The organism is Micromonospora globosa, assembly GCF_000717585.1.
In the GTDB taxonomy this organism is placed as follows: Bacteria; Actinomycetota; Actinomycetes; order Mycobacteriales; family Micromonosporaceae; genus Micromonospora; species Micromonospora aurantiaca.
The window spans coordinates 13,318-38,955 of the sequence record NZ_JNZR01000009.1; the positions used below are offsets into that span (position 1 = coordinate 13,318).

Here is a 25,638-nt window from a genome sequence, read left to right on the forward strand (position 1 = left end):
TCCTCAGCCGTCGACCGGCAGCTCCACGTCGGGCAGGTGCCCGAGCGCCCGGATCGCGGTGACCGCCGCGTACCCGTCGGCCAGCCAGGCGATGTCGGTGCCGGGGACCGCGCGGACCGCGTTCGCCTCCACAGCCGTACGCACGAACCCCTCACCGCGCTCGGCGACGGACACCTGCACCTGACCGAACGGGGCGAGTGTCGCCTGGCGCAGCCCGGCCACCTGATCGGCCGGCCGGTCCGGCACGTTGAGGTTGAGCACGGTGCCCGGATCCGCCCCGGCCAGCCACGGCAGCAGCGTCGCGGCCAGGTCGGCGGCTGTCGACCAGTGGCGGGACTCGTCGTCCACGCTGTCCAGCACCGCGATCGCCGCGCCACCGCTGCCGGCGCTCGCCGCCGCCGGAGTGAGCACGTCGAGCGACACGGCGAGCGCGCGGATGCCGTTGTTGCCGGCGGTCAGCGCCGCGCCGACGGTGCCGGAGTGCAGGACCGCGTGGCCCGCGTTGGCGCCCCGGTTGATGCCGGACAGCAGCAGGTCCGGCACCGGCCCGAACACGCCGAGCCCGGCCAGCACCGCGATGTACGCCGGGGAGGCCGCCACCGCGTACGCGGGCACACCCGGCAGCCCGTCCAGCTCGGTCTCGCGGAACACCAGCCGCCCGTCGTCGGTCACCGCCGACAGCGCCGCGCTCATCCCGCTCGCCTCGGCCTCCGGCGCCGCGACCACCACGTCCATCCCGCGTTCGTACGCCGCCCGGGCCAGCGCGCGGATGCCGGGGGCCTGCACACCGTCGTCGTTGGTCACCAGCACCCGGGGCGGCCGGTCAGTCGTCATCGTCGCCGCCGTCCAGCGGGGTCAGCCGCACCCGGCCGGCCAGTTCGCGTACCGCCTCGGCCCGGCCCGTGCCCAGCCCGTGCCGGGTCACGTTCAGCGCGCCCGCGGCGGCGCCGATGTGCAGCGCCTCCCGCATGTCCCCGCCCCGGGCCAGCACCGCGGCGACCCCGGCGGTCATGGAGTCACCGGCGCCCCGGTGGTCGGCCAGCTCCAGCGGCGGGGCGTGCACCAGCAGCGGCTCGCCGTCCTCCGGCAGCGCCAGCGCGGGCTCCCCGGCGCGGCTGATCAGCACCGTCCGCGCGCCCCGCTCCTGGCACCGGCGACCGGCGTCGCGCAGCGCCTCGACGCTGTCGTCCTTGGCCAGGCCGTCGTCGAGCAGCTCCTCGTGGCTGACCTTCAGCACGCTCACGCCGCCGTCGAGCACCGCCTCCAGGTACGGCCCGGACAGGTCGGCCACCACCTTGCCGCCGTTGGCGCCCAGGTCGGCGGCGAGCCGGCGGTAGATGTCCGGGTCCACCACCTGCGGGTCGGCCGGACCGCTGAGCACGCTGACCGGCGCGCGCAGCCCTTCGGTGAGCGTCACCGTGTACAGCTCGTCGATGTCGTGCCGCACCATCGGCGCCCCCGGGTGCTCGGCGATCTCGGTCCGCTCGCCGTCGCGCCGGTCGTGCACGTACCAGCCGGTGCCGGACTCCCGCCGCACCGTCCGGACCGTGACGTCCTCGTCGTCGAGCAGCTTGCGGACCGCGTCGCCCACCTCGCCGCCGAGACCCACGCACATGGTCACCGGTACGCCGAGCGCCGCGATCATCCGGGTCTGCCACACCCCCTGCCCGCCGGGGTGCAGGTGCAGCTCGGGTACGTCGCCCTGCTGCTCGATCGTCACCGTCAACAGCGGGGCCGGGGCGAACACCATCACCTTCTGCTCCATCCGCCAGTGTTGCCCGCTGACCGGCCCCGGTAATCCCCCAGGTCAGCGCGTACGCGCGGCGGTGCGCCGACGCCGCAGGTACGGCAGCGCGAACAGGTAGAGGCCGCTGATCAGGAGCAGGGCGAGCGGGAGCAGCGGAACGTAGGAGACCCACACGATCGGGTCCTTCTGGGCCAGCGCCACGAAGGTGATCACGACGGTCACGGTGAAGGCGACGGAGAACCAGCGGTGCAGCTGACGGATGCGCGTGTCCATGGACGGTGACCTCTCGCCGGTGGCCTCCCCGGCGGGGAGGCCCGTGCCGGAAACGCTAGGTCCGGGCGCCCGCCCGAGGCTTCTCGATTCCTGACCGGTCCACGGGACGGTTTGCCCGGCAGCCCTACCCTGCCGACAACAGCAGCCGATGCCACGGGGGCAGGCATGCAGATCATCGAACACAGCGTCCTCGGCACCCGGTCCGCCGTGCTCCGTCTACGCCGTCCCGGCAGCCGGTTGGAGTTCCTGGTGTTCCCGATGCTCCACGTGGCGAGCCCGGCGTTCTACGCGGCGGTCACGAAGCGGCTCCGGGAATGCGACCTGCTCGTCGTCGAGGGCGTCAGCGGCCGGTCCGCGGTCGGCTCGGCGTTGACACTCACCTACCGGGCCATGCCGGCCAACCGGCGCTCCGGCCTGGTGACAGACCCCATCCCGTACGCGTCTCTCGGCGTCGAGGTGCTCAACCCGGACGTGTCGGCGGCGGAGTTCGCCCAGGGCTGGCGGGCGATGCCGCTGCGGTACCGCCTCCAGATGTGGCTGGTGATCCCGTTCGTGATGGTAATGCAGTTCTTCGGCGGCACCCGGCGGCTGCTCTCGCCCGAGATCGAGATGAGCGACCTGCCGTCGGCCACCGACGAGCGGTACGCCGACCACGAGTTCACCGAGCACGCCGAGCGCGCGTTCGGCGGCGAACGCGACGAGCGGCTGCTCGCCGCGTTGTCCGAGCTGGTCCGTGCCCGGTCGGCGGAACGCATCGACGTGGCTGTCGTGTACGGCGCCGGGCACGTGCCGGCGATCGTGCGCGGGCTCTTCGAGCTGCACGGATACCGTCCACGCGCCGCCGAATGGCTGACCGTCCTGGAGCGGTGAACAGAGCGCTCAGGCGGCGTCGGAGCGCCGGATGAACCCGGCAACGGCGAGCGCGCTGATCGTGGTCGCCACGGCCGCGGCGAGCACCAGAAGGGTGGTCTCCACCTGCACCGTACGCATGTATTCGCCGCCCTCGGCGGTGGCCGACGCGTAGCGCACGGCTGCCAGCGGGTTGAGCAGCACCGCGGCGATACCGGCGGTCCACGCCCTCGCCGGAAGCCGCTCGTCGTCGGGGCGGACGGTCCGCCGGACGGCCCACCGGCCGAGAGCCGCGAACGTGACGAGCAGCGTGACCGGCAGCAGCCAGAGCACGGCGGGCAGCAGGTCACGCAGGGGCACCACGGCGTCGAGCAGCTCCACCAGGAAACCGGAGCCGTCGTGGGTCACCAGGCCGATCCGGTGGCTGTAGGCGGCGAGCGCGACAAGCGTGCAGCCGATGTGGACGGCGATCAGGGCGACGAGGGCGAACAGTGCGGCGCGGCGGGCGGACACCGGGCCGAGGTTACCGCCCGCCGAGCCCCGACGGTGGACCGTCGCGCGCCGGGGCGGTCAGACGCCCAGGGCCAGGTCGGCCACCTCGGCGGCGCAGCCCCAGGACAGCGTCACCCCGGCGCCGCCGTGCCCGTACGCGTGCACCAGCCGCACGTCCGCCGCGTCCACCTCCACCCGGGGGCCGCCGTGCCGGGCCGGCCGCAGCCCGATCCGCTCCCCCAGCACCGGCGCGTCCGCGAGCTGCGGCACCAGCGCCACGCACCGGCGCCGGATCGCCGCCGCCTCCTCCGGGTCGGGGCGGGTGTGTCCCACCCCGGCCTCGTAGGTGCCGCCGAGCACCACGTCGTGGCGGCGCGGATGCACGTACGTGACGCCCGCCGGGTCGTCCTCGTCGCGTACCGAGACGGTCAGGCCCGGGTTCGCCACCAGCAGGACGTGCCCGCGCGCCGGGTACACGGCCGGGTCGGCGGCGAGCCGGCCGGCGGCCAGGCCGGTCGCGTTCACCACGACCGGGGCGACCTCGTACGCCTCGGCGAGCGTGCCCAGCGCGCGGCCGACGATCCGGCCGCCGCCCGCCTCCAGGCGCTGCCGGAGCCAGGCGAGGTACGGGGTCATCTCCACCGACGGGGCGGTGAACCGCAGCAGCGCGGTGTACGGCGGCTCCGCCGGCTCGGCCGTCAGGTCGCCGCAGGCGTCGGCCCACCAGGGCGGCCCGGCGTAGCGGTGGCGCAACCACATCCGGGTGGGCCGGTCGACCACTCCCGGCACCCCGTCGGCCGCCTGGCGGCGCAGCTCGGCGTGGGTGTCCCGGGCCCAGCGCAGCACCCGGGGATCCTCCTCGGTGTGGCTCGGGTACCAGACCGCGGCGGCCACCGTCGACACCGTGTCGGCCGGGTCGTGGGCGGTCAGGACGGTGACGTGTGCGCCCCGCCGCTGGAGCGTGAGCGCGGTCGTCATCCCGATCACCCCGCCGCCGACCACCACCACGTCCGCCTTCGTCATGACGCCCATGATGGCGCAGGCCCTGGACGCACGACCGGAGCGGGCGGGCCGCCCAGGGAGGCGACCCGCCCGGCGGGCGTCAGCCCTTCTGGCCGACCCGGTCCACGACGGCGACGGACAGCACCGCGGACGTGCCCGCCTCCCCACCCACGCCGAGGAACGCGTACGTCCGCGGGTCGAACACCAGCACCATCAGAGCTGGACTGCGCCCCGGGGAGGGCCAGCTGACGCCCACACCGGAGCGGCCCGCGCCGTCGGTGGCCTTCTCCACCACCTCCAGGCCCGGCGTCGCGGCGGCGGCCTCGAAGAGCGCGGCCCGCGAGCGCGGCCTCAGGTACGAGTCGCCGAGCAGGGACAGCACGTCCTTGGCGGCGGCGTTGACGTCACCGGGCTCGCCGCTGCGGTGCTTGTCCAGGTAGGCGCGCATCGCTGTGGCGTCGGTGGGCACGGCCGGGTCGTAGGCCGGGCTCGGCACGCACGGTTCGGTGCCCGGCAGGAGCTGCCCGCCCTTGTACATCTTCGCGCGGCCGTCCCGGCAGCCGGGGAGCACGAACTCCTGGCGGCCGCCCGCCGGGTGCTCGACGACCAGGCCGTCCCTCGTCCCGTCCACCGACGCCCAGCTCTCCCGCAGCTGCGGACCGTCCTGCATCCGGGTGTAGACGAACTGGTCGGGCCGGGGCTCGACGTCCGGCAGCCGCAACGCCGCCGCCGCCGCGTCGCGCAGCACCTGCCGGGCGTCGGCCCGGGCGGCGGGCGCGCTGCCGCCGATCCGGTCCGGCGCCAGCACCAGCACCGCGGCCAGCGACGCCGCCACCGACGCCGTCGCGACGCCGGTGAGGACCAGCCGCCAGGCCGGCCGTCGTGCCCGCCGAACCGGCGCGGCCTCCGTCGTGGTCATCGCGCCGACCAGCCGGGTACGCGCGGCGCCGAGTCGTTCGTCCGCCGGCAGCTCGGTCTCGTCGCCGAGCCGCTGGAGCAGTCTCATCTCATCCATTACTCAGTACCTCCTCGATGGTGTCGGCCGGTTCGCCGCCGAGCCGTTCCCGCAGCAGCCGGCGCGCCCGGTTCAGCCGCGACCGCACGGTGCCGACCGGGATGCCCAGCGCGGCGGCGACCTCCTCGTACGTCAGGTCCTCCCAGGCGACGAGCAGCAGCACGTCGCGGTCGCCGTCGGCGAGCCCGGCCAGCGCGTCCAGCAGGTGCCGGCGCAGCGACCGCGCGGTCACCTCGGCGGCTACCCGGTCGGCGGGGGACGCCTCGGACGTCGCCGGGTGGTACGCCTGCCGCAGCCGGTACTCCCGTTCCTCGGTGCGCCGCTGCTGGGCGACGAGGTTGGTGGCGATCCCGTACAGCCAGGGGCGGGCGTTCGGGCAGCCGGTGTCGAACCGGTCCCGGCGCCGGAACGCGGCGAGGAACGTGTCCGCGACCAGGTCGTCGGCTGCCGCGGAGCCGAGGCGGCGCGCCAGGTAGCGGTGGATGTGCGGCGCGTGCCGGTCGAAGATCGCGGCGAAGGTCTCCGGTTCCCGTACGGACCGGGCGACGACCTCGGCGTCGGTGAGCGCGCCGACGTCGGCATCCGTCGCCCGTCTCAGTCTTCTCATGCGCGGCCTCTCGGCGAGTGGGGACGTGTCACCTGTTGTCCGCTGCTCGCGTCCGGACGGTTCACGCCCGTGACGGTAGGCCGGTCGGACGGTCCGTCGTGGACCGCGCGGTCGTACGGGGCGGAATCGCTTTGTCCCTCTCGGTTACGCTCGTGGCGTTTGGCCTTGGGGAGGGCTCATGAGTGCGGATCCTTCGATGAGCGGCGACTTCACCCGCATGCTCGACGCGACGATGGCGGCACTTCGGACGGTGGGGCCGCCGCCGGAGGGTGAGGCGGAGACGCCCGCGGTCGGCGAGGCCGCCGACGGGCAGGTACGCGCCGAGATGGGCCGCGACGGCCGGCTCCACTCGCTGCACGTCGAGCCGCGGCTGATGCGGCTCGGCTCCGAGGAGCTGACCGCGCACATCGTCACCGCCGTCAACGCGGCGATCGACGGGCTGCGCGCCGGCCCGGCTCCGCAGGTCGCGGACATGTCGCACTTGCGGGAGCAGTTGCAGGAGGTACGGGACACGGCCGTACCCCGGCTCGGGTCGTTCCTCGACGCGCTCACCGAGGCGCAGGAGCGGCTGGCGCGCGGCGGGCAGCGATGAGCGGCGGCGGCTTCGAGGTGCACCCGCCGCTGATCCGGGCCGCCGGGCGCGGCGTCACCGACGTGGCCAAGCGGTTCAACGGCGAGCTGGAGGCGTTCGAGGCGCGGATGCAGGGCTACGGCGAGCCGTGGGGCGCCGACGACATCGGGTCGCTGATCGGCATCGCGTACACCGAGGTGGCGAACTACATCTTCGACTGCCTCGGCATGGCCGCCGACGAGTTCACCTCGGCGGGCGCCGACATCGCGGGGATGGCCGACTCGTACGAGCGGGTCGACGAGGACGGCGCGGGCACCATGCGCTCGCTGGCCGGCGGGCTGGGGTGAACCGTGGGACTGCAACTACCCGGTGAGCTGGTCACCGCGCTCGGCTGGATCGGCTACACCTGGCCGGCCGCCGACGAGGAGAAGCTCTTCGAGATGGGCCAGGCGTGGCTGGAGTTCGGCGGCCGGATCGGGGCGGCGGCCGGCGAGGCGGACGCGGCCGCCGCGCAGGTGTGGACGCAGAACGTCGGCCCGGCGATCGCGGCGTTCCAGAAGTGGTGGGGCGGCGAGCAGAACGGGCCGCTCGTGCTGCACGACAGCATGCCCGCGGCGATGCTGCTGGGCGCCGGGCTGATCATCTGCGCGGCGATCGTGCTGGCGCTGAAGATCGCGGTGATCGTGCAGCTCGCCATCCTCGCGTTCCAGGTCGCCCAGGCGATCGCCACCGCCGTGGTCACGTTCGGCGCTTCGCTGGCCGAGATCCCGATCTTCCAGATCATCACCCGGGAGATCGTCGGCGCGCTCATCGACCAGGTCATCGGGAGACTGCTCGATGCCTAGCCCGAGGCGCGGCCGGGGCGCCGCCGCGAAACCGGCCGCCGGCAAGATCGTCCGCAAGGCGGTCGAGAAGCTGGAGAAGCCGATCGTCCGGGTCACCGGACCGAACCGGAGCCTGCCCACCAAGGTGGTCCGGGTGGAGCGCCGCGACTTCCACGCCACCGCCCAGTTCCGGCGCAAGATGGCCGCGCTGAAGAAGCTCAGCGACGAGGGCAAGCTCTACAAGGCCACCAACCCGGTGCAGCGCGACAAGAGCATCACCGACGGCTACAAGGACCGGATCCGGCAGAAGATCTGGGACAAGTACTGGCCGCACGACAAGGACCTCGCCAACCGGCTCAGTCAACGGCTCAGCGACTACCATCCCGACCACGTATGGGAACTGCAGCTCGGCGGGCCGGACACCGTCGACAACCTCAAGCTGCTGCATGGTAGAACCAACACGGACATCGGCTCCCAGATCTGGGGGCAGATCCAGAATCTGCCGGACGGAACCCCGATCCGAATAGAGGTAGTGGATTGACTTCCGATCTCGCGCAGCTTCTCGACGAACTCCGCGCCGACCTGGCCGCGGACGAGCCGGCGAGTCTCGCGTACGCGCAGATCGGCGCGCCCGCCGACGACGGTGACGTGCCGGCGGAGCTGCCGGCCGGCCTGCGTGATCTGCTGCTCGCCGCCGACGGCCTGCGGGCCGGGGCGTTCGAGCTGGCCTCGGCCGGCCGGCTCGCCGGGGTGCAGTACTTCCTCGACTACGCGCCCGACTTCTCCCCCATCCCGCAGGACAAGACCGGCTGGCTGGTCGTCGGCACGCGCAGCGACGAGCCGATCTTCGTGGAGCGGGCGACCGGCGCGGTGTGGTACTTCCCGCCGACCGGCACCGAGTGGTTCATGGGCGACGCGTTCGAGGAACTGGCGCCCGACCTCGACTCGTTCGTGCACTACTACGTGCTCGGCCCCGGCTACGCCGAGCTGGTCACCGACGACGACGCGTGGTACGCGTTCCTCGACCGACAGGGCCTGCTCGACGACGCGGACGAGGTCGACGAGGACGAGGCGCAGCCGTGACCGTGACCCGGGAGCAGCTCACCGCGCTGTGGGGTGAGCGGGGCGTCATCTACTTCCCCGACCAGCGTTTCGACGCGATCCTCGGGCCGCTCGGGCCGGAGGTGTTCCCGCCCGACGGTGCGCTGCCGGTCGAGGTGCCGATCCTGTTCACGGTCGACGTCTCGGTCCCCGACGTCGAGCTGTTCTCCACGCTGTCGATCGAGCTGGGCGACCAGGGCCCCCGCCCGTACGTCGTGCTCGGCGCCTCGCCGGAGGACCCGGCGCTGCTGTTCTGCCTGGACGCGGGCACCGGCGCGGTGATCCTGCTCGACCTGGAGACGCCGAACCTGGAGACGGTGAACAGCACGTTCGCCGCGTTCGTGGAATTCCTCTACCGGCTCGGGCAGCTCATCGCCACCGACCCGGGCGGGCGGGAACGGGCCGCACGGGCGGCGGCGATCCGCGACGACCTGCGCCCGGTCGACCCGGTGGCGTTCGCGGAGCCGGAGTCGTGGTGGAACATGGCCTTCGACGAGCTGGAGTCGACCGCCTGACGTCAACCGGCCGCCGGCGCGGGCACCGCCGGTGCGGCGCGGTCCGCGCCGGTCAGCCCGGCGACGAGCAGCAGGTACGCGGCCAGCTCCACCACCGCCGCGAGGGCCGTCATCGGTTGCGGCATCGCGGTCGTGGGTGTGATGGCGTACCAGGCGAACAGGGCGGTGCCGTCGGCCGAGACCGGCAGGCGCACGGCCTCGATGGCCGCGTCGAGCAGCGGCAACGCGAGCACCGCCAGCAGTGCCGCCCCGGTCGCGGCGAGCCGCCGGCCCCGTCCGGCCAGCAGCGCGGCGAGCGCCAGCGCGGCGAGCGCCAGCGCCAGCGGCGGCAGCACCGCGAGGACGAGCGCGGGCACGACGTCGGCTTGGTCGTACCCCGGGCTGTCCACCCGGGTCAGCGTGGTGCGGGTGCGGGTCTCCACGACCCGGGTACCGGCGGCGACGGCGACGCCGATGTCGGTGACCCGGACGGCCGCGTACCCGACGACGGGAGCGGCGGCGACCGCCGCGGCGATCAGGTGCCGCCGCCGGCCACGACCCCGGTACGCGAGCAGCAGCACCGCCACCGCGACAAGCGCCGCCCAGCTCCCGGCGAGCGCCGCGTCGAAGCCGGCCGTCCGGTCGACGGCGCTGTCGTCGCTGCCGTACACCGTCCAGCCGACGTCCCCGGCGCCCGGCTCGGCCGGCATGGTGCGGACCGCGTCCACGATCAGCGGTACGAGCGCCGCCGGCACCGCCCAGCGCGGCGCCGGCAGTCCGGCGGCGACGGCGTACGCGAGTAGCAGCGCCAGGCTCAGCACCTCCGCGCCGCGCCAGAGCGGTGCGGCCGTCAGGACGCCGACGACGTGGGCGACTGCGCACACCGCCGCCGCGAGGATCAGCAGCAGCGGGGCGCGACGCACGCGGCGGATCCTTTCACGACACACCGGCCCGCCGCGGCCCCGTGGTCGTCAGCTGCCGGCCGGCACCTGGTCCTTGACGTCGTCGTAGCCGACAGTGCCCGGCGCCGGGGCCGGGGTGTAGATCACCCGGATCACGCCGGTCGGGTACGCCTCGGTCGCGGCCACCCGCAGGTGGTACGGCGCGTCGCCCTCGTCGAACAGCCGGCGGCCCTTGCGGGCGGCGACCGGGTGCACCAGCAGCCGCAGCTCGTCCACCAGGCCCGCGGCGAGCAGTTGCTGCACCACCGAGATCGAGCCGGGGATGAGGAGGCCCTTGATGCCGGCGTCGGCCTTGAGCGCCCGTACGGCGTCCACCAGGTCGCCCTGGATCAGCTCCGAGTTGCGCCAGGAGAACTCCAGCGGCTGGCGGGACACGACGACCTTGCGCATGTCGCCGAGCTGCTTGGCGAACGGCGCGTCCTCACCGCCGGCGGCCTCGCGGTCCGGCCAGGCGCCGGCGAAGCTGTCGTACGTCTCCCGGCCGATCAGCAGCACGTCGGAGGTGTCGTAGTCCTCGGTGACGGCGCGGCCCATGTTCTCGTCGAAGTACGGGAAGTGCCAGTCGGGGTCGATCTCGGCGACACCGTCGGCCGAGATGAACAGCGTGGAGATGACAGTGGCCATCGCGGTGCTCCCTACCTGTCTGTCTGGGGATGTCGACGGGTGGACCGCCGAGGCTTCGCGAACTCATCGCACCCGCTGTCGATTCTGCGGCCGAAACCCGATGGCCGGTCGCGGCGCGCCGCCGGTACGGTGCCACGACCGTGGCAGAAGGGGTACGTGATGACGGAGACGACGACGCTGTGGCGCCCGACCGGCCCACGGGAGCTCGACCTCGTCCGCGCCTCCGGCTGGCGGGCCTGGCCGCCGCGGCTGCCGGACCAGCCGATCTTCTACCCGGTGCTCAACGAGCAGTACGCCGTCATGATCGCCCGGGACTGGAACGTGCCGGCGTCCGGCGCCGGCTACGTGACGCGCTTCCACGTCGAGCGCGCGTTCGCCGCCCGCTACCCGGTCCGGCAGGTGGGTGGCCGGGACATCCTGGAGCTGTGGGTGCCGGCCGAGGAGCTCGACGAGTTCAACCGGCACCTCGTCGGGCCGATCGAGGTGGTCCACGAGTTCCGGGCGGAGAACCGGCCGGCCTGACCGGCGCCGGGCGGGCGGTCGTACCCGCCCGGCGCCGCGGTCCACGGGTCAGCCCGGGGTGAGCAGGCAGAACTCGTTGCCCTCCGGGTCGACGAGCACCCGCCAGTGGATGTCGGCCCCACCCAGGTCGGCGGCGGTGGCGCCGAGCGCCAGCAGCCGGGCCTCCTCGGCGTCCAGGTCGTCGCCCGGGTAGGGGCGGACGTCGAGGTGGACGCGGTTCCAGCCGGTCTTCGCGTCGGTGCTGCGAGCGAACCGCAGGTACGGCCCGACGCCCTTGGCGGAGCGCAGCACGGCCTGCTGGTCGGTCACCTCGTGCACGGTCCAGTCGGTGGCCCGGCTCCAGAAGCCGGCCATGGCCCGGGGATCGGCGCAGTCGACCACCACCTCGGCGATCGGCCCGGTGTCCGCGTGCCGCGGGTTCGGCTCCCGTACGCAGAACTCGTTGCCCTCCGGGTCGGCCAGGACCGTCCACGGCACGTCGCCCTGACCCACGTCGGCGGGCGTGGCACCGAGCGCGGTCAGGCGCGCGACCATCTCCGCGTGGTGCGCGGCCGAGGTGGTCGCGAGGTCGACGTGGACGCGGTTCTTCGCCGTCTTCGGTTCGGCGGAGACGACGAGGTCGACGTAGAGGAAGCGGGGGTCCGGGTAGGTGAAGCCCTCGGGTTCGAGGTTCGTCACGCCGGGGGCCTCGCTGGAGATCTCCCAGCCGAGCACCTTCGCCCAGAAGCCGCCGAGCGCCACCTCGTCGTGGGCCTTCATGTTGATCTGCACGAGCCGCGTTGCCATGGCCGCGATGCTAGGGCCTGGGCCGTGCCGGCGTGGTCCCGGCAGGTGATCAGGAATCGAGAAGCGCACCGTGACCGCCGCGCCATAGCGTTGTCCTCGGGCGGTCGGCACCACGCGGACCGCGAGTCACGAGGGGGGATCGAGATGTCCGACGGATTCAGCGCCGAGGAACGCGCCGCGATGAAGGAGCGCGCGGCCGAGCTGCGCGCCGAGGGCAAGAAGGGCGCCAAGAAGGCCGACGACCTCCAGGCCGTGCTCGACCGGATCGCGCAGATGGCGCCGGAGGACCGCGAGCTGGCCGAGCGCGTGCACATGACGATCACCTCCGCCGCGCCCGAGCTGGCGCCGAAGACCTGGTACGGCATGCCCGCGTACGCCAACGCGGCCGGCAAGATCGTCGTGTTCTTCCAGGATGCGGGGAAGTTCAAGTACCGCTACTCGACGCTGGGCTTCCAGGAGGCGGCGAACCTCGACGACGGCGACATGTGGCCGGCGTCGTTCGCGCTGGTGAAGTGGAGCCCGGAGGTGGAGAAGAAGATCACCGAGCTGGTGCGGGCCGCCGTGTCCTGACCGTGCCGCCGGACCGGCGGCCCCGTCAGGCGGCGGGCGCCGGGCCGAGGGCGAGCGCCGCGGCGTCGCGGGCGCAGCCCCAGGACAGCATCACGCCGTTGCCCGCGTGGCCGTAGTTGTGCACGACGAGCGCGTCACCACGCCGCTCGGCCTCCACGCGCGGCACCGCCCGGCCGGGACGCAGCCCGACGCGGTGTTCGAGGACCTCGGCGGCGGCCAGGGCGGGTTCGATCGCGACGCACCGGGCGAGGACGTCGGCCTCCTCGGCCGGATCGGGGGTGGTGTCGTCGCTGCGCCGCTGGCCGCCGCCGAGCACCACGTGGTCGCCGTGCGGGAAGATCGACGCCCATGTCGGCGCCATCGGCGCCTCGATGAAGAACCGGTCCAGGCCGGGGTTGCGCACCACGATCCGAGGGCCGCGCACCGGGTGCAGGCCGATGTCGCCGGGCGGGGACAGATTCGGGCCGACCATCGCCCCGGCCAGCGCCGACGTCGTGTGTGCGGGCGGCGCCGCGGTGCGGACGAGCACCCGGGCGCCGCTCTCGACCAGCCGGATGCCGGTGCTGAGCCCGCTCACCCCCGCTCCGAGGACGACGACGTCCGGACGTGCGGCCATGGCGGCTCCATCCACTCGACGGTCGCGGCGGTCCGCCCATTCTGCACCCCCGGGTGGCGCGCCGCCGTCGCTAGCGCTGCCAGGAGTCGAGGCCGCGGACCGCGGACCGGGCGACGTCGTCGGCCAGGCCGGGGTCGTTGCTGGTGCCCTCCCAGCCCTGGTCGTGCACGACCGTGACCGCGTCGGCGACCCGGATCACGAGGATCTGGCTGGTGGTCCGGCCCTCGGCCGGGCTGCCGTCCAGGCTGGTCGCCGGCCGGCTCACCGTCACCAGCAGGGCCTCGTCCCCGGTTCCGGCCATCGGCTCGGACCGGACGGTGACGGTGCCGCCCGAGGCCTGGAACGACCGGCAGTCCGCGACCGCGCCGCGTACCCGGCGCAGGTAGTCGGCCGCGCCGGTGCCCTCGAAGGCGAAGACGGTCTGGTGCAGCGTGCCGTAGGGGACGTTCTCCGGCGGGTCCTTGGGCTGCTTGTAGGCGCTCCTCATGGCGGCGCTCGCGGTGACCGACCGCCCGCCGCTGCGGAACTCCTGGTCGCACAATCCGGGCAGCGCGTCGGTGACCTCCATCGGCTGCGCGTCGGTCTTGCGCAGCTCCGGCGGCAGATCGGCGAAGGCTGACGTCGGAATCGTGACGCGTCCGCCGGACGAGGCCGACGGCGACGGCGTCGCGGTCGTCGAGCCGGCGGCCGGCGGCGAGGTGGTCCCCGCGGCGCCACCGTCGTTCGCGCCGCCGTCGCCACACGCGCCGGCCAGCAGCGCGGTGACGAGCAGGGGTGCGCCAAGCATCCGTCTACGGCGACTCGGTGTCCTCACGTCGACCTCCGTCCCGGGCCCGTCCCGACGAATTCCCGATGCGGCGTCACCCGAAACAGCACCGCCACTCCCCCAACGCCCGGCCCCGCTGCCGGGTTCCGGCCGGTCCACCCACAAGGGTGCGGCGACTCTGCAAACAGGTGCTTGCACAAATGATTGTTTGCGATAGCGTGAGGGCATGCGCTCCGATCCCGACCTCGACCTCGCCTTCGCCGCCCTCGGCGACCCCGTCCGCCGCGCCCTGGTGACCCGCCTCGCCCGTGGTGAGGCCACAGTCGGCGAGCTGGGTGAGCCGTTCGACCTGACGCCGCAGGCCATCTCCCACCACGTCGGCGTCCTGCGCCGGTGCGGCCTGGTCGAGCAGCGACGCGAGGGCACACGGCGACCGTGCCGGCTGCGCGTCGACCGGCTCACCCGGCTGAGCACGTGGATCGACGAGCAGCGCCGCGCCTGGGACGACCGCCTCGACGCGCTGGAGACGCACCTCTCCGCTCCGGAGGCGACCCGGTGAGGGCGGCTACCGAACGAGACGGCGACGAACTGATCGCCCGCCGCCATCTGCCCGCCCTGCCCGACCGGGTGTGGGAGGCCTTCACCTCACCGACCGGGATCGCCGCGTTCTGGGGCGGCTCGCACGCCACCGTGCCGCAGGCGTCGGTGACTGTCGACCTGCGACCCGGCGGGGAGTTCGCGCTCGACACCCGTGCCCCGGACGGCCGGACCGGGCGGCTGCGGTTCGTCTACGTACGCGTCGAACCGCCGAGCGAGCTGGTGTTCGACGAGCCGGTCACCGGCCTGCGCACCACAGTCACGCTGCGGCCCGCCGGACACGGCACCGACCTCACCGTGCACCAGCGCAAGCTTCCGCCCGAGCTGCGCACCGACCAGGCGGCCGACGGGCTCGCCTCGATCCTCGACGCCCTCGCCGCCCACCTCCGACACCACGACGATGGAGACAGCAGTGACCCGAGCAACCCAGCGTGACCTGGTCGCCGAATACTTCGACGGCTTCCGGGCGAGCGACCACGAGCGCATCCTCGCCACGCTCACCGACGACGTCGAGTGGGTCATCCACGGCCACCGCACCACCCGGGGCCGGACGGAGTTCGACGGCGAGATCGAGAATCCGGCCTTCACCGGCAGCCCGCAGCTCGACGTCGAGCGCGTGCACGAGGACGGGCCGGTCGTCGTGGTGACCGGCGAGGGCCGGGGCGTCAGCGTCGAGCACGGGCCGTTCCGCTTCGCCTTCAACGACCTGTTCACGTTCCGGGACGGGCTCATCGCCCGCGTCGACTCCTACGTCGTACCGCTGGGGTCTGCCGGGTCGTGAGCGTGGCGGCCGCCGGGCCGGGTGAAGGCCCGGCGGTACGCCGACGGCGAGGTCCGCATCGCTGCGGTGAAGTGGTGCCGGAACGTCACCGCCGTCTCGAACCCGACCGTCGTGGCGACCTCCTCGATCGGCGCGGTGGTGGTCTCCAGCAGCGGGAGGCTGGCCTGGACGCGCCGCTCGATCAGCCACCGGATCGGGGTGGTGCCGGTGGCCCGCGCGAAGTGCCGCAGGTAGGTACGGGCCGACATGTGCGCCCGCCGCGCCAGCCGGTCGACGGTGATCGGGGCGCTGAGGTTCGCCAGCGCCCAGGACATGCTGGCGGCGAGCCGGTCGTCCTCGGGGTCGCCGGGCACCGGCGCCTCGATGAACTGCGCCTGACCGCCTTCGCGGTGCGGCGGTACGACCAGCCGGCGGGCGACCGCGTTGGCGATCGTCGGACCGTGGTCGCGGCGTACCAAATGGATGCAGAGGTCGAGACCGGCAGCGCTTCCGGCGCTGGTGAGGATGTCCCCGTCGTCGACGTAGAGCACGTCCGGGTCGACGCGTACCGCCGGGTGGCGCCGGGCGAGCAGGTCGGCGTACCGCCAGTGGGTGGTGGCGCGGCGGCCGTCGAGCAGTCCCGCGCCGGCCAGGGCGAACGCGCCCGAGCAGATCGACACGATCCGGGCGCCGCGCCGGTGGGCCGCGCGGAGCGCGTCGGTGAGCGCTGGTGACGGGTCGGCGTGCACGTCGGCGACGCCGGGCACGATCAGCGTGCCGGCGGCGGCGAACGCGTCGAGGCCGTGGCCGGTGTGCAGCGTCGCGCCGCCGACCAGCCGCACCGCGCCGGGTGTCTCCACGCAGACGGTCAGCTCGTACCAGCCGACGTCGAACTCCGGGCGGGGCAGGCCGAAGACCTCCGTGACGATTCCGGTCTCGAACGCCGACATGCCCTCGTACGCCAGCACCGACACGGTGGCACGGTTCATGGCGGGATCTTAGCGAACAGCGTCGCTCGCGCCACTGGAGCGACCGGACGGCGGCCACCACGATGGGTGCCATGTCGAACGTTCTGCGCATCCCCGCTGCCCGTCCCGCCGACGCCCTCGCCCACTTCGCGGCCCGGCTCACCTTCGAGGCCGACGTCAGCGACGTGCACGCCGACCTGGAGGCGGGCGTGACCGGCCTGGTCGTGATCGACTCGCGCTCCCTTCCGGCGTGGCGGCAGGGGCACATCCCCGGCGCCGTGCACCTGCCCACCGCGGAGATCGCCGGCCGGGCGGGCGAGCTGGTACCGGCGGACGCCACTGTGGTCACGTACTGCTGGGGGCCGGGCTGCAACGGCGCCACCCGCGCGGCGCGGGAGTTCGCCCGGCTCGGCCGGCCGGTCAAGGAGATGATCGGCGGGTACGAGTACTGGGTGCGGGAGGGCTTCCCGGTACGCACCGAGGCCGGGCTGGTCCGGCGGCCCGCCGACGACCTCACCGCCCCGGCCGGCGCGACGTGCGGCTGCTGAGGCGTGTCGGTTCCGTACAAGACGGCAGGTGGTGGCCGTTCCTAGCATGGCCGCATGCGTGATCTTGTCTACACCGGATTCATGTCGCTCGACGGCGTGGTGGACTCCCCCGGCGGCGGTCCGGGCGAGGAGCACCGCAGCGGCGGCTGGGTCGTCAAGGACGTCGAGTTCCTGCCGGAGGCGTTCTCGCTCAAGGGTGAGGAGTTGGAACAGACCACGGCGCTGATGTTCGGACGGCGCAGCTACGAGGCGTTCGCGCCGACCTGGCGCGACTCCGAGGACCACGCCGCCTACCGGGATCTGCCGAAGTACGTGGTGTCGTCAAGCCTGCCCGAGGACGCGCTGATCGACGGCTGGGGACCGCTGACCGTCCTGCGGAGCACCGCCGACGTCGCCGCGCTCAGGCAGGGCGACGGCGGCGACATCTTCATCCACGGCAGCGCCGAACTCGCCCGCCGTCTCGCCGAGGCGGACCTGATCGACAGGTACCACCTGCTCGTCTTCCCGGTGCTGCTCGGCGCCGGCAAGGGCCTGTTCAGCCAGGCGGACCGGGACCGGCAGACATTGCGCCTGCGCGACTCCGCCGCCTATCCCAACGGCGTCGTCAAGCTGATCTACGACGTGACCCGCTGAGCCGGGTCCAGCGCTATCGCACCACCGGCGCCCGCGCGCAGCTCACCGGCCGTCCGTCCGACGTACCGGCGCAGCGCGCGGGCCAGGTGCGGTTCGTCCACGTACCCGAAGGTGGTGACCGCGTCGGCGGGCGGGCCGCCGGCGGCCAGCAGCACGGCGGCGCGGCGCGCGCGGTCGATCTGCCGCACCGCGCCCCGGGTCAGCCCGGTCGCCGCCCGGAACCGGCGTTCGAGCGTACGCGGTGACGCCGGTGGACGGCCGCCGCGCAGCGTCTCGGTGACCAGCGGGTCGCGGACCACCGCACCGGCACGGACCAGCCGGTCCACCAGGGCCTCGGCGTCGTCCGGGCCGGGTGTGGGCCACCGGCCGCCGTCGAGCCGGAACGTCCGGCGGCTCACGTCGGGCAGCTCGGCGCCGCTGTCCACCAGCTCGGGCGTGGGTACGAGCCGCAGCGAGGTGCCCACCGCGAACTCGATGCCGACGAATGTGGCGCCCTCGGGCACCGGCGCGGTGCCGGTCGCGGTCTCGGGGCCGGAGACGGCCGCGTGGGAGCGCCCGTCGCGCTGCCAGAACACGAGCCCCCAGCACGGGGTCGCCACCGAGGTCATCTCGTCGACCCGATCGCTGGTGCAGGTCCACACGGTGTCGATCCAGGCCGAGTCGGACGCCCGCGTGGTGAACCGCAGCTCCACGGCAGGAGCATACGGCGGCCACGGGGCACGAGTGGTCGGGCGCCCGGGGAACGGCCGGTCCGGCTCTCCGGCTCAGTCGTGCAAACCCATCGCCCGGCGGATCGGCTCGGCCGTCGTCGGATCTGCCAACCTCATGACGCTGATGAATCCGTTCCAGGTGGTAGCGCCGACGATCACACGCTCGTCCAGCGCCATCATGACGAAGCCAGGTCGCCCCGAAGGGCCTCCCAGCACACCCCGGTCCACGCCTTTGCCGATGACATCCCATTCGTCGCGCAGCCGCACCCGGGCCCAGTGCGGCCTCGCTGACGGCTCTCCGTCGACCGGCCCGACCGAGACGAGAAAGCACCCCTCTTCGTCGAACAACCGGCCCGTGTACGCGAAGTCCCACCACGCCGCGTTGGCGCCCTCGATCAGGCAGGAGTCGTCGAACATGAACTCGACATCCTCCCTGCCGTCCTCCTCCGAGCACGCGGAGAGCATCCAGGCCGCCGAGGCCGGGAGCCCGGCGGAGTCCCAGTGGAAGTCGACCACCTCCACCCCGGCGGTTCCCAGGGAAGCAATGATCATCTCCCGGTCCGGCATTCTTCTCACCCGGCCCTGTGTCCCGCACTACCGTGCGGCGGACTCCTGCCCGTTCCGCTCGTCGTCCCGGGCGGGGTAGCCGAGGATCTCCGCGAGGTCACCGGCCGCCTTCGTGTACGCGGCGTAGATGTCGTCGTCGAAGTGGTTGCGCCAGTCGCCGGACGCACCCTTGCGGTAGTGGGAGATCCGCCCGGGGGTCTCCTTGGACTTCTTCATCTTGGTGAAGCTGTAGCGCGCCAGCAGGGCCTCCAGCTCGGCCGGGGGCAGCGTGATGCCGCAGTGCCGCAGGAGCTGGTCGACCTCGTCGGCCTGCCGCTCGCCGGTGAGGTCCTCGTAGCGGAACAGCCGGAACGTCTCGGCGCTCGGTGCGACCGCCCAGGACCGCATCTGCCCGAACTGCTTCTTGTCGCGCAGGCGGTCGATGACGTAGAGCATGCCCTCCTTCTTCGGCAGTTCCTGGAGGGCCTTGCGTGCCTGCGGGATGTCGCCCATCGGGGCGTGCGAGTTGCGCAGCGAGAAGTAGCTGGAGACGACAACGTCGCGCGGGTCGCGGATCACGAAGAACGCGCGGTAGCTGCCGGCCTTGGGCACTGCCTCGAACCGCTTGTGGGACAGGAAGATCGCCAGGCCGATGCGGCCGGCCGGCACCGGCGCGGTCGCCCCGCCGGAGTAGAAGCGCGGGTCGTAGGGCAGCATCCCGCAGTGGCGGTAGACGGCCGGGTCGCTGAACAGCGCCTTGATCCACTGGCTGCCGGTCTTGCGGACGGTGCAGTGGAAGATGTTGTCGAACTCGCTACGGGCCACCACCGGAACGGTGAGTCGCATGCGGGCGTTGCGCGCTTCCATCTGCGCCCGCCGGGCCTTGACGCGCAGAGAATTCGGCGAATTGTGCTTGGCGAATTCGACGGCCCGATTAATCATTTCCCAACCTCATCCGGACCCCGCGGAGCAGGGGCAGCACGAACACCTTTCCGCACGTCACGCAGGTGAAGTCCGCAGACCTCGCCTGCTCCGCCCCGCGCCCCGACGCGCCGCTAGGAATATCCCCGACGGTCCGATTGATGTCAATCCCGGGCGGCTGGGAGAACGCTGAAAATCTACAATTTCCATAGGAATTGCGGAATAGGCGCGAGGGGGCACCCGCGCGGAACCGCGCACCGGCACAATGAGCGCCGTGCTCACCGCCACCCGCGACCTGCTGACCGCCCTCGACCCGCTGTCCCACCGCGACCGGACGCGGCGTCTCGTGGCATGGGCACGCACCGCGCCCGACCGGGCACAGGTCTGCGCCGACCTGCGCCGGCACGGCCCCTACGAGCGGCGTCTCGCGCTGCTCGCCGCGCTGGCCAGCCGGGACACCGCGGCCGTCCTGGCCGCGACGTTCGACCCGGAACCCTCGATCGCCGCCACCGCGCTGACCGCCGCCGTGCGGGCCGGCGTGACGCCCGCCGACCTGACCGACCAGCCGGCCGGCGCGCGGCGGCGCGTCTACCGGGCGCTGCGCCGCAACCCGGTGCCGGCCGTCGCCGACGCGCTGATCATCGGAGTACGCGAGCGGTTCGGCGACCACGAGGCCGCCGCGCTGCTGCCGGCCTGCGGCCCCGAGACGGTACGGGCCTGGCTGCCCGACCTGGAACACGCGCTGAACCCGGAACGGCTGATGCGGACGCACAGCGACATCGTTCTGGCGCGCACCGGTGAGCGGCTCGCCGCGGCCCCGCCCGAGTCGCGCGGGCGGATCTGGGCGGAGGCCGCCGGCGCGGTGCTGCGCGGTGAGCCCGCGCGGGCCCTGGACCTGCTCGACGCGTACGCGCCCGAGGAGTCGCTGCCCGGCCCGATCGTCGCGTACGGGCGGCTCGCCGCACACGACGCGCGCCGGGTCGTACGCCTGCTCACGTCGCCCGGCCGCGCGGCCTGGCTGGCCCGGACCGTGCTGCCCCGGGCGCTGCTGCTCCGCCTCACCACGCTGCCCACTGGTGAACTGGTCCCGCTGGCCGCCCGGCTGCGGGAGCACGACCGTGCGCTCGCCGCGTTGCTGCGCGCCGTGCCGCCGAGCCGCCGCGCCGAGCTGTACGACGGAGCGCTGGCCGACACCGACACCACGGCGCTGCTACCCGGCGCCGCGGTGATGGAGGTGCTGCCGGCTGCGGTACGGGCACGCGAGGCGGCCCGCGTGCTGACCCTCCCGTCCGTCCGGGAGCGGGAGGAGCAGGTGCGGTTCTGGAGCGCGTACCTGCCGTGGCCGGAGGCGTCCGCGTCGGCGAGCGCGGCGCTGCGCTCCGGCGACGCGGACGAACGGGCGGACGGGTGGCGGCTGCTGGTGGCGGCCGCGCGCCGCTCCCGTGATCCGCGGACGGTGGCCCAGGTGGTGGTCCGGCTGGGCCGGCTGCGCAACGAGCAGGACCCGGTACGCGCCGCCGCGCTCACCGCGCTGGCCACTGTGGCGCCGCTGCTCACCGCCACGAGCGCGGGCGGGCTGACCGGGCTCACCACCGACGCGGTCGACGCCCGGGACACCTCGGCGACCACCACCACGGCGTTGAGCCGGCTCGCCGTCGACGTCCTCACGCTTCACGTGGACGTGCCGGAGCTGACCGAGTGGGCACTGCGCACGATCGACGCGGTGAGCAGCGACGCGAACGTGCCGGTGCTGCGCCGGCTCGACACGGTGCTGCGCCACGGCCAGGAGAGGGTGGTGTTCGACCGGCTGCGCGGCCGGATCGAGGCCGGCGTGGCGCGCGGCCGGTACGGACTGCTGTTCGCGCTCACCCACGCGCTCGGCCGGCGCGCCTGGCGTCTGCCGGAGCTTCAAGACCTGCTGCGCCGGACGATCGGGCCGGGCACCCTGCCCGCTGTGGCCCGTACGGCCGTCGGGCTGTGGCTCGCCGATCCGCGTACCCGCTCGCGGCGCGTCGCCGAGGTGCTCGACGTCGACGCGTCGGCGGTGGCGATCCACGAGGTGTGGGCGATCGTCTGCACGTCCCGCACCGACCTGCTCGACCGCGTGCTGGACCGGCCGCCGCGCGGCCGGTTCGTGGAGAACGGGAAGCGGTGGGTGCCCGGCCCGGCGCCGCGGGCACAGCGGTGGCTTCCGCGCCACCAGGAACGCTTCGTGGCGCTTCAGGCGCGCGTCGTCGCCGACTCCGGTCACCGGGTGTGGCAGCGGGCGGCGGCGATCCGGGCCGCCGCCGGGGCCGGCCCGGCCGGACGCGAGATGGTGCTGCGCCACGTCGACGCGTCCGAGGTGCCGGTCGCCGAGGCGGCGCTGGGCGCGCTGGCCTGGACCGACCGGCCGGACGAGGCGTTCCCGCTGCTGCTCCGGTACGCCGACGGCGACCGGGCCCGCGTCGCGCTGTACGCCGCCGGACGGGCCGCCCGCCACGTCCCGCCGGTCCGGCTGGCCGAGTTGCTGGGCGGGGTGCTCACCGGCGCCGCGAAGGTCACCAGCCGCAAGGAGGCCGCGCGGCTCCTGGCCCGCTACGCGCAGGTGGACGTGATGGTGGTGCTCGGGGAGGCGTACGCCGCTCGGGGCACGCACCGCGACGTGCGCGCGGCGATCGTCTCCGCCGCCCGGCAGCGGCTGGGCACCGAGGCGACCTGGGCCGTGCTGCGCGCGGCGGTGCACGCCGGCCGGGAGGAACGGCGGGCGGTGCTCGGCGCGTACCCGTCGGGGATCTCGGAGCGCCACCGCCGCGCCTACGCCGCGCTGGTGGTGCAGGCGTGCCGGGCCGACGACCGGGAGGTCCGGCGCGCCGCGTTCGCCGCGCTCGGCGAGTGGTCGCCGTGGCTGACCGACGTCACCGACCTGGTCGTGGACCGGCTCACCGACCCGGACGAGACGACGCCGGCCATCGGGGTGGCGAACCTGCTGCGGGCCGGTGGCGACACGGCGTTCCGGGCCGCGCTGGCCCGGCTGGTGGAGCGGGACGCGGCCGACGACGACCCGGGCGGCCCGGCCGCCGACCGGCCCGCCCGGCGGCGCGTCGAACTGCTCACGGAGGGCGCGGCCCTCTGGTCCGACAGCCGCCCCGCCGGCGCCGACCGGGCCGGGCTGGTCGAGGCGGCGCGGTGGCTCGCCGGCCAGGACGGCTTCCTGGGTACGGCCACCGGGCTGCTCGTCGAACTCGGCCGGCTCGACGAGCTGGACGAGGTCGCCGCACTCTGCGCCGGCCGGCCCGTGGTAGCGGTCCGCACCGCGCAACGCGTCGGCGATCGCCTGCTCACCATGCGGCGGCGGCCCGATCCGGCGGCCCTCGCCGAGACGGTGGACCACCTCGCCGGGCGCGGAGACCTGGCCGCTGGCCTGTTCGCGGTGGCGCTGGTCGCGCACGGGTCGGAGTTCGGCTGGAAGACGCCGTGGCGGGACCTGCTCGTCGGGTTGCGCCGTCATCCGGACGCCGACGTACGGGAGGCCGCGTACACGCTCGACATGAGCTGACCACGCCGGGCGTCGCCCTATGCTCGGAGCGTGACGCTTCAGCGGATGGATCACGTCAGCGTCGTGGTGGACGACCTGCCGGCCGCGATCGCCTTCTTCACCGAACTCGGGATGGAGGTGGAGGGCGAGATGCCGGTCGAGGGGCAGTGGGTGGACCGGGTCAACGGCATCGAAGGCGTGCGGGTCGACATCGCGATGATGCGGACGCCGGACGGCCACGGCAAGCTCGAACTGACGCGGTTCCGGGCGCCGGCACTCGTCGCCGCCGAACCGCCGGACGCGCCGCCGAACACGCTGGGCCTGCGGTCGGTCATGTTCGCCGTGGACGACGTCGACGACACGGTGGCCCGGCTGCGGGCCCACGGCGGTGAGCTGATCGGTGAGGTGGCGGAGTACGGGGACGTCTACCGGCTCTGCTACCTGCGCGGCCCGGCGGGCGTCATCGTGGCGCTGGCCGAGCAGCTCGGCTGACGCCTACCCGGCGTCGACGGCGGCCAGCACCGTCATCGCCTCGCGTTCACGGACGGCCAGGTCGGCGAGGACCACAGACGCGCGGGTCAGGTGGGTGGCGTCCCCGGTCCGCCCGGCGGTGGCGATGTGGTCGGCGACGGCGGTCCACAGCGGCGCGATGTCGGCGTACATCAGCTGTGCCCGGCGCAGGTGGGCGTCACCGGTGACGGTGGCGGCCTCGGCGAGGAAGTCCCGGTACATGGTGCGGAACAGCGCGCCGCCGGTGCCGCCGCGTTCCATCAGCGTCGCGGCGAGCGGAAGGTCGCGTGCCGGATCGGCGGCGCGGTCCAGCCAGCGGGTCACCCGGGCGGCGGCGGTGGCGATCCCCCGGTGGCCGAGGTTGGCGATCGGCGGGTCGAGGAACGCCCCGGCGTTGGCGCGTACCGCCGCGCGGACGGCGGCGTCCAGGTCCGGCGGGCCGCCGGGCGCGGTGAGCGTGTACGACAGGTGGCGCGCGGTCATCGGCCCGCGCGCGGCGCGGGCCCGGGCCAGGCTGTCCAGCGTGGTGGTCACCGCGCCGCCCTGCTGGGCGGTGTCGACCAGGTGGGCGTGTGAGTCGTCGTAGCCGTACACGGCGACTGTGTGCCCGCCGAAGTGGACCCGGGTGGTGAAGTAGTCCAGGTGGTACGAGTCCAGTTGCAGGCCGACCGGATGCCCGGCGTCCAGCGCCTCGGTGACGTTCCGCCACGCCCTGGCCGCCGACGTCGTCTCCCGGACGCGCAGGTCCAACCCGAGGCGGTCGGCTGCGGCGCGGGTCACGCACAGCGGCTTGGTGCGCCCGCCGAGGAACGGCACGTCCATGCCCTTGGCGTCCCAGTAGACGAAGCCGAGCCCCTCGCCGAGACCGAACAGCATCGGCTCGGACAGGTCCAGGCCCGCGTGCCGGGTCAGCACGCCGAGCGTGGTGGTCTCGCAGTGCACCCCGCCGGTCGGCGTCACGTCGTCGAGAATCACGTCGCCTCCTGTTCCGCCGTCACGGCGCTCGGATCGTGCGTCGCGGCGGCGCCCGGATCGTGCGCTCCATCGGCGGTGCCCGGGGCGTCCCCGGAGGGCGGGGTCAGCAGCGGGCGCAGCGGTCCGTCGCCGGGGATGCCGGGCATCCGGCGGGCCACCCCGGCGAGCAGGTCGGCGGCCTGGACGCGCGGGTCGTCGCGCGAATCGGTCATCACCAGCCCGGCCAGCGGTGACGGACCGGCAGGGTCGACCGCGGCCAGTGCCGCCTGGAGGCGGCGCAGCCGGTCCTGGGTGAGCGCGCTCTGCTCGTCGTGGATCACCAGCACCCGCCGCCGGCCGCCGCTCCAGTGCAGGACGGTCTCGGCCAGCGCCGGCAGCAGCGGCTCCAGCGGTGGCGGGATCGTCCGGTCGCCCGCGTACAACCTGGCCTGCACCTCAGCCACCCGGGCCGGATCGAGCGCGTCGAGGACCGCGCCGGCCGCCTCGTCGCCGACGTGACGCCGTAACGCGTCCCGCGCGGCGAAGAACCGTTGCACGCTCCGGTCGTCCGCCCGATCCCGCCGCTTGGTGCGCAGCATCTCGACGACGGCGGCGAGGAAGACCGCCCAGCCGGGTCCGGCCGCCCGCCCGGCCCGGTGCAGCGCCGCCGCGGCCTGACGCCCGGTCACCGGCGAGGCGGGTGCCCGCCGCGTACGACGGCTCGGCCAGCAGCAGGTCGACGACCCGGGTGGCGAGGAAGAACTCCTTGTCGACCAGGTGCACGTGCGCCCGGCCGCGCAGCGCGGACAGGAACCACTCCACCGCCTCGGCGGCCTCGCGGCGGCGCAGGAACTGCCGGGACTTGACCTCGTCGGGCGAGAACCGGAACCCGGACCGCAGCGTACGGATCAACGCAGCGGCCTCGTCACGGCTCAGGTCGACGCTGGCGTGGACGATCACCGGGGTGGCCGGATCGAGCAGGTTGGTCCCGGAGAAACCGGACTCGTCGCAGGCGATCTCCAGCACCGCGCCGGTCAGCGCCTCGCCGGGTGGCAGCCCACCCTGGAGCGGCAGCCTCGCACCCGTCGACCCGGCCATGCCGACCATGCTCGCCCACCCGGCCCGCGGCGGACCAGCGGTTAACCCGGATCGG

General features: G+C 74.0%; 35 protein-coding genes. 16 read left to right on the forward strand and 19 right to left on the reverse strand.

Annotation, left to right across the window (positions count from 1 at the left end; genetic code table 11):
* Positions 1–3: 3 nt before the first annotated feature.
* The 3 genes from surE to IF06_RS0111170 are packed head-to-tail and all read right to left on the reverse strand — an operon-like array spanning position 4 to position 2,020.
* Entirely contained in the window at positions 4–834 is an 831-nt protein-coding gene (gene surE / locus IF06_RS0111160) for a 5'/3'-nucleotidase SurE (protein ID WP_030270784.1), read from the reverse strand.
* Entirely contained in the window at positions 824–1,765 is a 942-nt protein-coding gene (locus IF06_RS0111165) for a 1-phosphofructokinase family hexose kinase (RefSeq protein WP_030270785.1), read from the reverse strand. The genes surE and IF06_RS0111165 overlap by 11 nt, the downstream gene beginning before the upstream one ends.
* 42 nt (positions 1,766–1,807) lie before the next feature.
* Positions 1,808–2,020, reverse strand: coding sequence for a hypothetical protein (locus IF06_RS0111170; RefSeq protein WP_013285200.1), 213 nt, complete (start codon positions 2,018–2,020; stop codon positions 1,808–1,810).
* A gap of 165 nt (positions 2,021–2,185) precedes the next feature.
* Here IF06_RS0111170 and IF06_RS0111175 point away from each other — a divergent pair, with 165 nt between their 5' ends.
* Positions 2,186–2,890, forward strand: coding sequence for a hypothetical protein (locus IF06_RS0111175; protein WP_030270787.1), 705 nt, complete (start codon positions 2,186–2,188; stop codon positions 2,888–2,890).
* A 9-nt stretch (positions 2,891–2,899) separates the two neighbouring features.
* Here IF06_RS0111175 and IF06_RS0111180 read toward each other — a convergent pair whose 3' ends face one another.
* The 4 genes from IF06_RS0111180 to IF06_RS0111195 form a co-directional block, all read right to left on the reverse strand.
* Positions 2,900–3,382, reverse strand: a complete 483-nt coding sequence (locus tag IF06_RS0111180; RefSeq protein WP_030270789.1) for a hypothetical protein — start codon at positions 3,380–3,382, stop codon at positions 2,900–2,902.
* Positions 3,383–3,439: 57 nt separating this feature from the next.
* The gene (locus IF06_RS0111185; protein WP_030270790.1) at positions 3,440–4,393 is read right to left on the reverse strand and encodes an FAD-dependent oxidoreductase; all 954 of its coding nucleotides are present in this window, start codon (positions 4,391–4,393) and stop codon (positions 3,440–3,442) included.
* Between the two features lie 70 nt (positions 4,394–4,463).
* The gene (locus tag IF06_RS0111190) at positions 4,464–5,378 is read right to left on the reverse strand and encodes a CU044_5270 family protein (RefSeq protein ID WP_013285196.1); all 915 of its coding nucleotides are present in this window, start codon (positions 5,376–5,378) and stop codon (positions 4,464–4,466) included.
* Positions 5,371–5,985, reverse strand: coding sequence for an RNA polymerase sigma factor (locus tag IF06_RS0111195; RefSeq protein WP_030270792.1), 615 nt, complete (start codon positions 5,983–5,985; stop codon positions 5,371–5,373). Before IF06_RS0111195 ends, IF06_RS0111190 begins: the two co-directional genes overlap by 8 nt.
* Positions 5,986–6,163: 178 nt before the next feature.
* Between IF06_RS0111195 and IF06_RS0111200 the strand changes: the two genes are divergently transcribed.
* From IF06_RS0111200 to IF06_RS0111225, 6 genes are read left to right on the forward strand one after another with little or no spacing between them, the layout of a single operon-like run.
* A complete protein-coding gene (locus IF06_RS0111200; RefSeq protein ID WP_030270794.1) occupies positions 6,164–6,577 on the forward strand; it encodes a YbaB/EbfC family nucleoid-associated protein in 414 nt (137 codons plus the stop codon).
* On the forward strand, positions 6,574–6,903 hold the full coding sequence (locus IF06_RS0111205) for a hypothetical protein (protein WP_013285193.1): 330 nt from the start codon (positions 6,574–6,576) through the stop codon (positions 6,901–6,903). Before IF06_RS0111200 ends, IF06_RS0111205 begins: the two co-directional genes overlap by 4 nt.
* 3 nt (positions 6,904–6,906) lie before the next feature.
* Positions 6,907–7,401 carry a hypothetical protein gene (locus IF06_RS0111210; protein WP_013285192.1) on the forward strand — a complete coding sequence of 165 codons (495 nt, stop codon included), beginning with the start codon at positions 6,907–6,909 and terminating at the stop codon, positions 7,399–7,401.
* Entirely contained in the window at positions 7,394–7,921 is a 528-nt protein-coding gene (locus tag IF06_RS0111215) for a hypothetical protein (RefSeq protein WP_013285191.1), read from the forward strand. Before IF06_RS0111210 ends, IF06_RS0111215 begins: the two co-directional genes overlap by 8 nt.
* Positions 7,918–8,463, forward strand: coding sequence for an SUKH-4 family immunity protein (locus tag IF06_RS0111220; RefSeq protein ID WP_013474679.1), 546 nt, complete (start codon positions 7,918–7,920; stop codon positions 8,461–8,463). Before IF06_RS0111215 ends, IF06_RS0111220 begins: the two co-directional genes overlap by 4 nt.
* The gene (locus IF06_RS0111225) at positions 8,460–8,996 is read left to right on the forward strand and encodes an SUKH-4 family immunity protein (RefSeq protein ID WP_013285189.1); all 537 of its coding nucleotides are present in this window, start codon (positions 8,460–8,462) and stop codon (positions 8,994–8,996) included. Before IF06_RS0111220 ends, IF06_RS0111225 begins: the two co-directional genes overlap by 4 nt.
* A gap of 2 nt (positions 8,997–8,998) precedes the next feature.
* On the opposite strand, the gene IF06_RS0111230 is transcribed toward IF06_RS0111225, so the two are convergent.
* Positions 8,999–9,898 (reverse strand): hypothetical protein, encoded by a 900-nt coding sequence (locus tag IF06_RS0111230; RefSeq protein WP_013285188.1) that lies wholly within the window; start codon positions 9,896–9,898, stop codon positions 8,999–9,001.
* 48 nt (positions 9,899–9,946) lie between these two features.
* Complete coding sequence (locus IF06_RS0111235) at positions 9,947–10,561, reverse strand: dihydrofolate reductase family protein (protein ID WP_013285187.1); 615 nt, start codon at positions 10,559–10,561, stop codon at positions 9,947–9,949.
* Between the two features lie 159 nt (positions 10,562–10,720).
* On the opposite strand from IF06_RS0111235, the gene IF06_RS0111240 reads away from it, so the two are divergent.
* On the forward strand, positions 10,721–11,083 hold the full coding sequence (locus tag IF06_RS0111240) for a hypothetical protein (protein ID WP_013285186.1): 363 nt from the start codon (positions 10,721–10,723) through the stop codon (positions 11,081–11,083).
* A gap of 48 nt (positions 11,084–11,131) precedes the next feature.
* On the opposite strand, the gene IF06_RS0111245 is transcribed toward IF06_RS0111240, so the two are convergent.
* On the reverse strand, positions 11,132–11,869 hold the full coding sequence (locus IF06_RS0111245) for a VOC family protein (RefSeq protein WP_030270799.1): 738 nt from the start codon (positions 11,867–11,869) through the stop codon (positions 11,132–11,134).
* A 144-nt stretch (positions 11,870–12,013) separates the two neighbouring features.
* On the opposite strand from IF06_RS0111245, the gene IF06_RS0111250 reads away from it, so the two are divergent.
* The gene (locus IF06_RS0111250; RefSeq protein ID WP_013474672.1) at positions 12,014–12,439 is read left to right on the forward strand and encodes an iron chaperone; all 426 of its coding nucleotides are present in this window, start codon (positions 12,014–12,016) and stop codon (positions 12,437–12,439) included.
* A gap of 25 nt (positions 12,440–12,464) precedes the next feature.
* Here the strand turns inward: IF06_RS0111250 and IF06_RS0111255 are convergent, their stop codons facing one another.
* A complete protein-coding gene (locus tag IF06_RS0111255; protein ID WP_030270801.1) occupies positions 12,465–13,055 on the reverse strand; it encodes an FAD-dependent oxidoreductase in 591 nt (196 codons plus the stop codon).
* Between the two features lie 70 nt (positions 13,056–13,125).
* Entirely contained in the window at positions 13,126–13,842 is a 717-nt protein-coding gene (locus tag IF06_RS0111260; RefSeq protein WP_030270804.1) for a hypothetical protein, read from the reverse strand.
* Between the two features lie 205 nt (positions 13,843–14,047).
* On the opposite strand from IF06_RS0111260, the gene IF06_RS0111265 reads away from it, so the two are divergent.
* The 3 genes from IF06_RS0111265 to IF06_RS0111275 are packed head-to-tail and all read left to right on the forward strand — an operon-like array spanning position 14,048 to position 15,199.
* On the forward strand, positions 14,048–14,380 hold the full coding sequence (locus IF06_RS0111265) for an ArsR/SmtB family transcription factor (RefSeq protein ID WP_013285182.1): 333 nt from the start codon (positions 14,048–14,050) through the stop codon (positions 14,378–14,380).
* Entirely contained in the window at positions 14,377–14,853 is a 477-nt protein-coding gene (locus tag IF06_RS0111270; RefSeq protein ID WP_030270807.1) for an SRPBCC family protein, read from the forward strand. The genes IF06_RS0111265 and IF06_RS0111270 overlap by 4 nt, the downstream gene beginning before the upstream one ends.
* Positions 14,831–15,199, forward strand: coding sequence for a nuclear transport factor 2 family protein (locus IF06_RS0111275; protein WP_013285180.1), 369 nt, complete (start codon positions 14,831–14,833; stop codon positions 15,197–15,199). The genes IF06_RS0111270 and IF06_RS0111275 overlap by 23 nt, the downstream gene beginning before the upstream one ends.
* Here the strand turns inward: IF06_RS0111275 and ftrA are convergent.
* Positions 15,166–16,167: a transcriptional regulator FtrA gene (gene ftrA / locus IF06_RS0111280; protein ID WP_030270809.1), complete on the reverse strand. Its 1,002-nt coding sequence runs from the start codon at positions 16,165–16,167 to the stop codon at positions 15,166–15,168. The two genes, IF06_RS0111275 and ftrA, sit on opposite strands and share 34 nt — an antisense overlap.
* Before the next feature lie 62 nt (positions 16,168–16,229).
* On the opposite strand from ftrA, the gene IF06_RS0111285 reads away from it, so the two are divergent.
* Both IF06_RS0111285 and IF06_RS0111290 read left to right on the forward strand, forming a co-directional pair.
* The gene (locus IF06_RS0111285; RefSeq protein WP_013285178.1) at positions 16,230–16,694 is read left to right on the forward strand and encodes a rhodanese-like domain-containing protein; all 465 of its coding nucleotides are present in this window, start codon (positions 16,230–16,232) and stop codon (positions 16,692–16,694) included.
* A 54-nt stretch (positions 16,695–16,748) separates the two neighbouring features.
* Positions 16,749–17,327, forward strand: a complete 579-nt coding sequence (locus IF06_RS0111290; protein ID WP_030270811.1) for a dihydrofolate reductase family protein — start codon at positions 16,749–16,751, stop codon at positions 17,325–17,327.
* Here IF06_RS0111290 and IF06_RS0111295 read toward each other — a convergent pair.
* From IF06_RS0111295 to IF06_RS0111305, 3 genes are all read right to left on the reverse strand, one after another.
* Positions 17,309–18,019 (reverse strand): helix-turn-helix domain-containing protein, encoded by a 711-nt coding sequence (locus IF06_RS0111295; protein ID WP_013285176.1) that lies wholly within the window; start codon positions 18,017–18,019, stop codon positions 17,309–17,311. The two genes, IF06_RS0111290 and IF06_RS0111295, sit on opposite strands and share 19 nt — an antisense overlap.
* A 72-nt stretch (positions 18,020–18,091) precedes the next feature.
* Entirely contained in the window at positions 18,092–18,604 is a 513-nt protein-coding gene (locus IF06_RS0111300; protein ID WP_232236656.1) for a hypothetical protein, read from the reverse strand.
* Positions 18,605–18,631: 27 nt separating this feature from the next.
* Positions 18,632–19,525: a sulfotransferase domain-containing protein gene (locus IF06_RS0111305; RefSeq protein WP_030270814.1), complete on the reverse strand. Its 894-nt coding sequence runs from the start codon at positions 19,523–19,525 to the stop codon at positions 18,632–18,634.
* Between the two features lie 244 nt (positions 19,526–19,769).
* Between IF06_RS0111305 and IF06_RS0111310 the strand changes: the two genes are divergently transcribed.
* On the forward strand, positions 19,770–23,042 hold the full coding sequence (locus IF06_RS0111310; RefSeq protein ID WP_030270816.1) for a hypothetical protein: 3,273 nt from the start codon (positions 19,770–19,772) through the stop codon (positions 23,040–23,042).
* 45 nt (positions 23,043–23,087) lie between these two features.
* On the forward strand, positions 23,088–23,513 hold the full coding sequence (locus IF06_RS0111315) for a VOC family protein (RefSeq protein ID WP_030270818.1): 426 nt from the start codon (positions 23,088–23,090) through the stop codon (positions 23,511–23,513).
* A gap of 3 nt (positions 23,514–23,516) precedes the next feature.
* On the opposite strand, the gene IF06_RS0111320 is transcribed toward IF06_RS0111315, so the two are convergent.
* Genes IF06_RS0111320 through IF06_RS34295 form a run of 3 tightly spaced genes read right to left on the reverse strand, consistent with a single transcriptional unit; the run spans position 23,517 to position 25,583 of the window.
* Positions 23,517–24,506 (reverse strand): BtrH N-terminal domain-containing protein, encoded by a 990-nt coding sequence (locus IF06_RS0111320; protein ID WP_030270820.1) that lies wholly within the window; start codon positions 24,504–24,506, stop codon positions 23,517–23,519.
* Entirely contained in the window at positions 24,503–25,042 is a 540-nt protein-coding gene (locus IF06_RS34290; protein WP_232236657.1) for a hypothetical protein, read from the reverse strand. Before IF06_RS34290 ends, IF06_RS0111320 begins: the two co-directional genes overlap by 4 nt.
* Positions 24,942–25,583: a hypothetical protein gene (locus IF06_RS34295; protein ID WP_232236658.1), complete on the reverse strand. Its 642-nt coding sequence runs from the start codon at positions 25,581–25,583 to the stop codon at positions 24,942–24,944. The genes IF06_RS34290 and IF06_RS34295 overlap by 101 nt, the downstream gene beginning before the upstream one ends.
* Positions 25,584–25,638 lie beyond the last annotated feature (55 nt).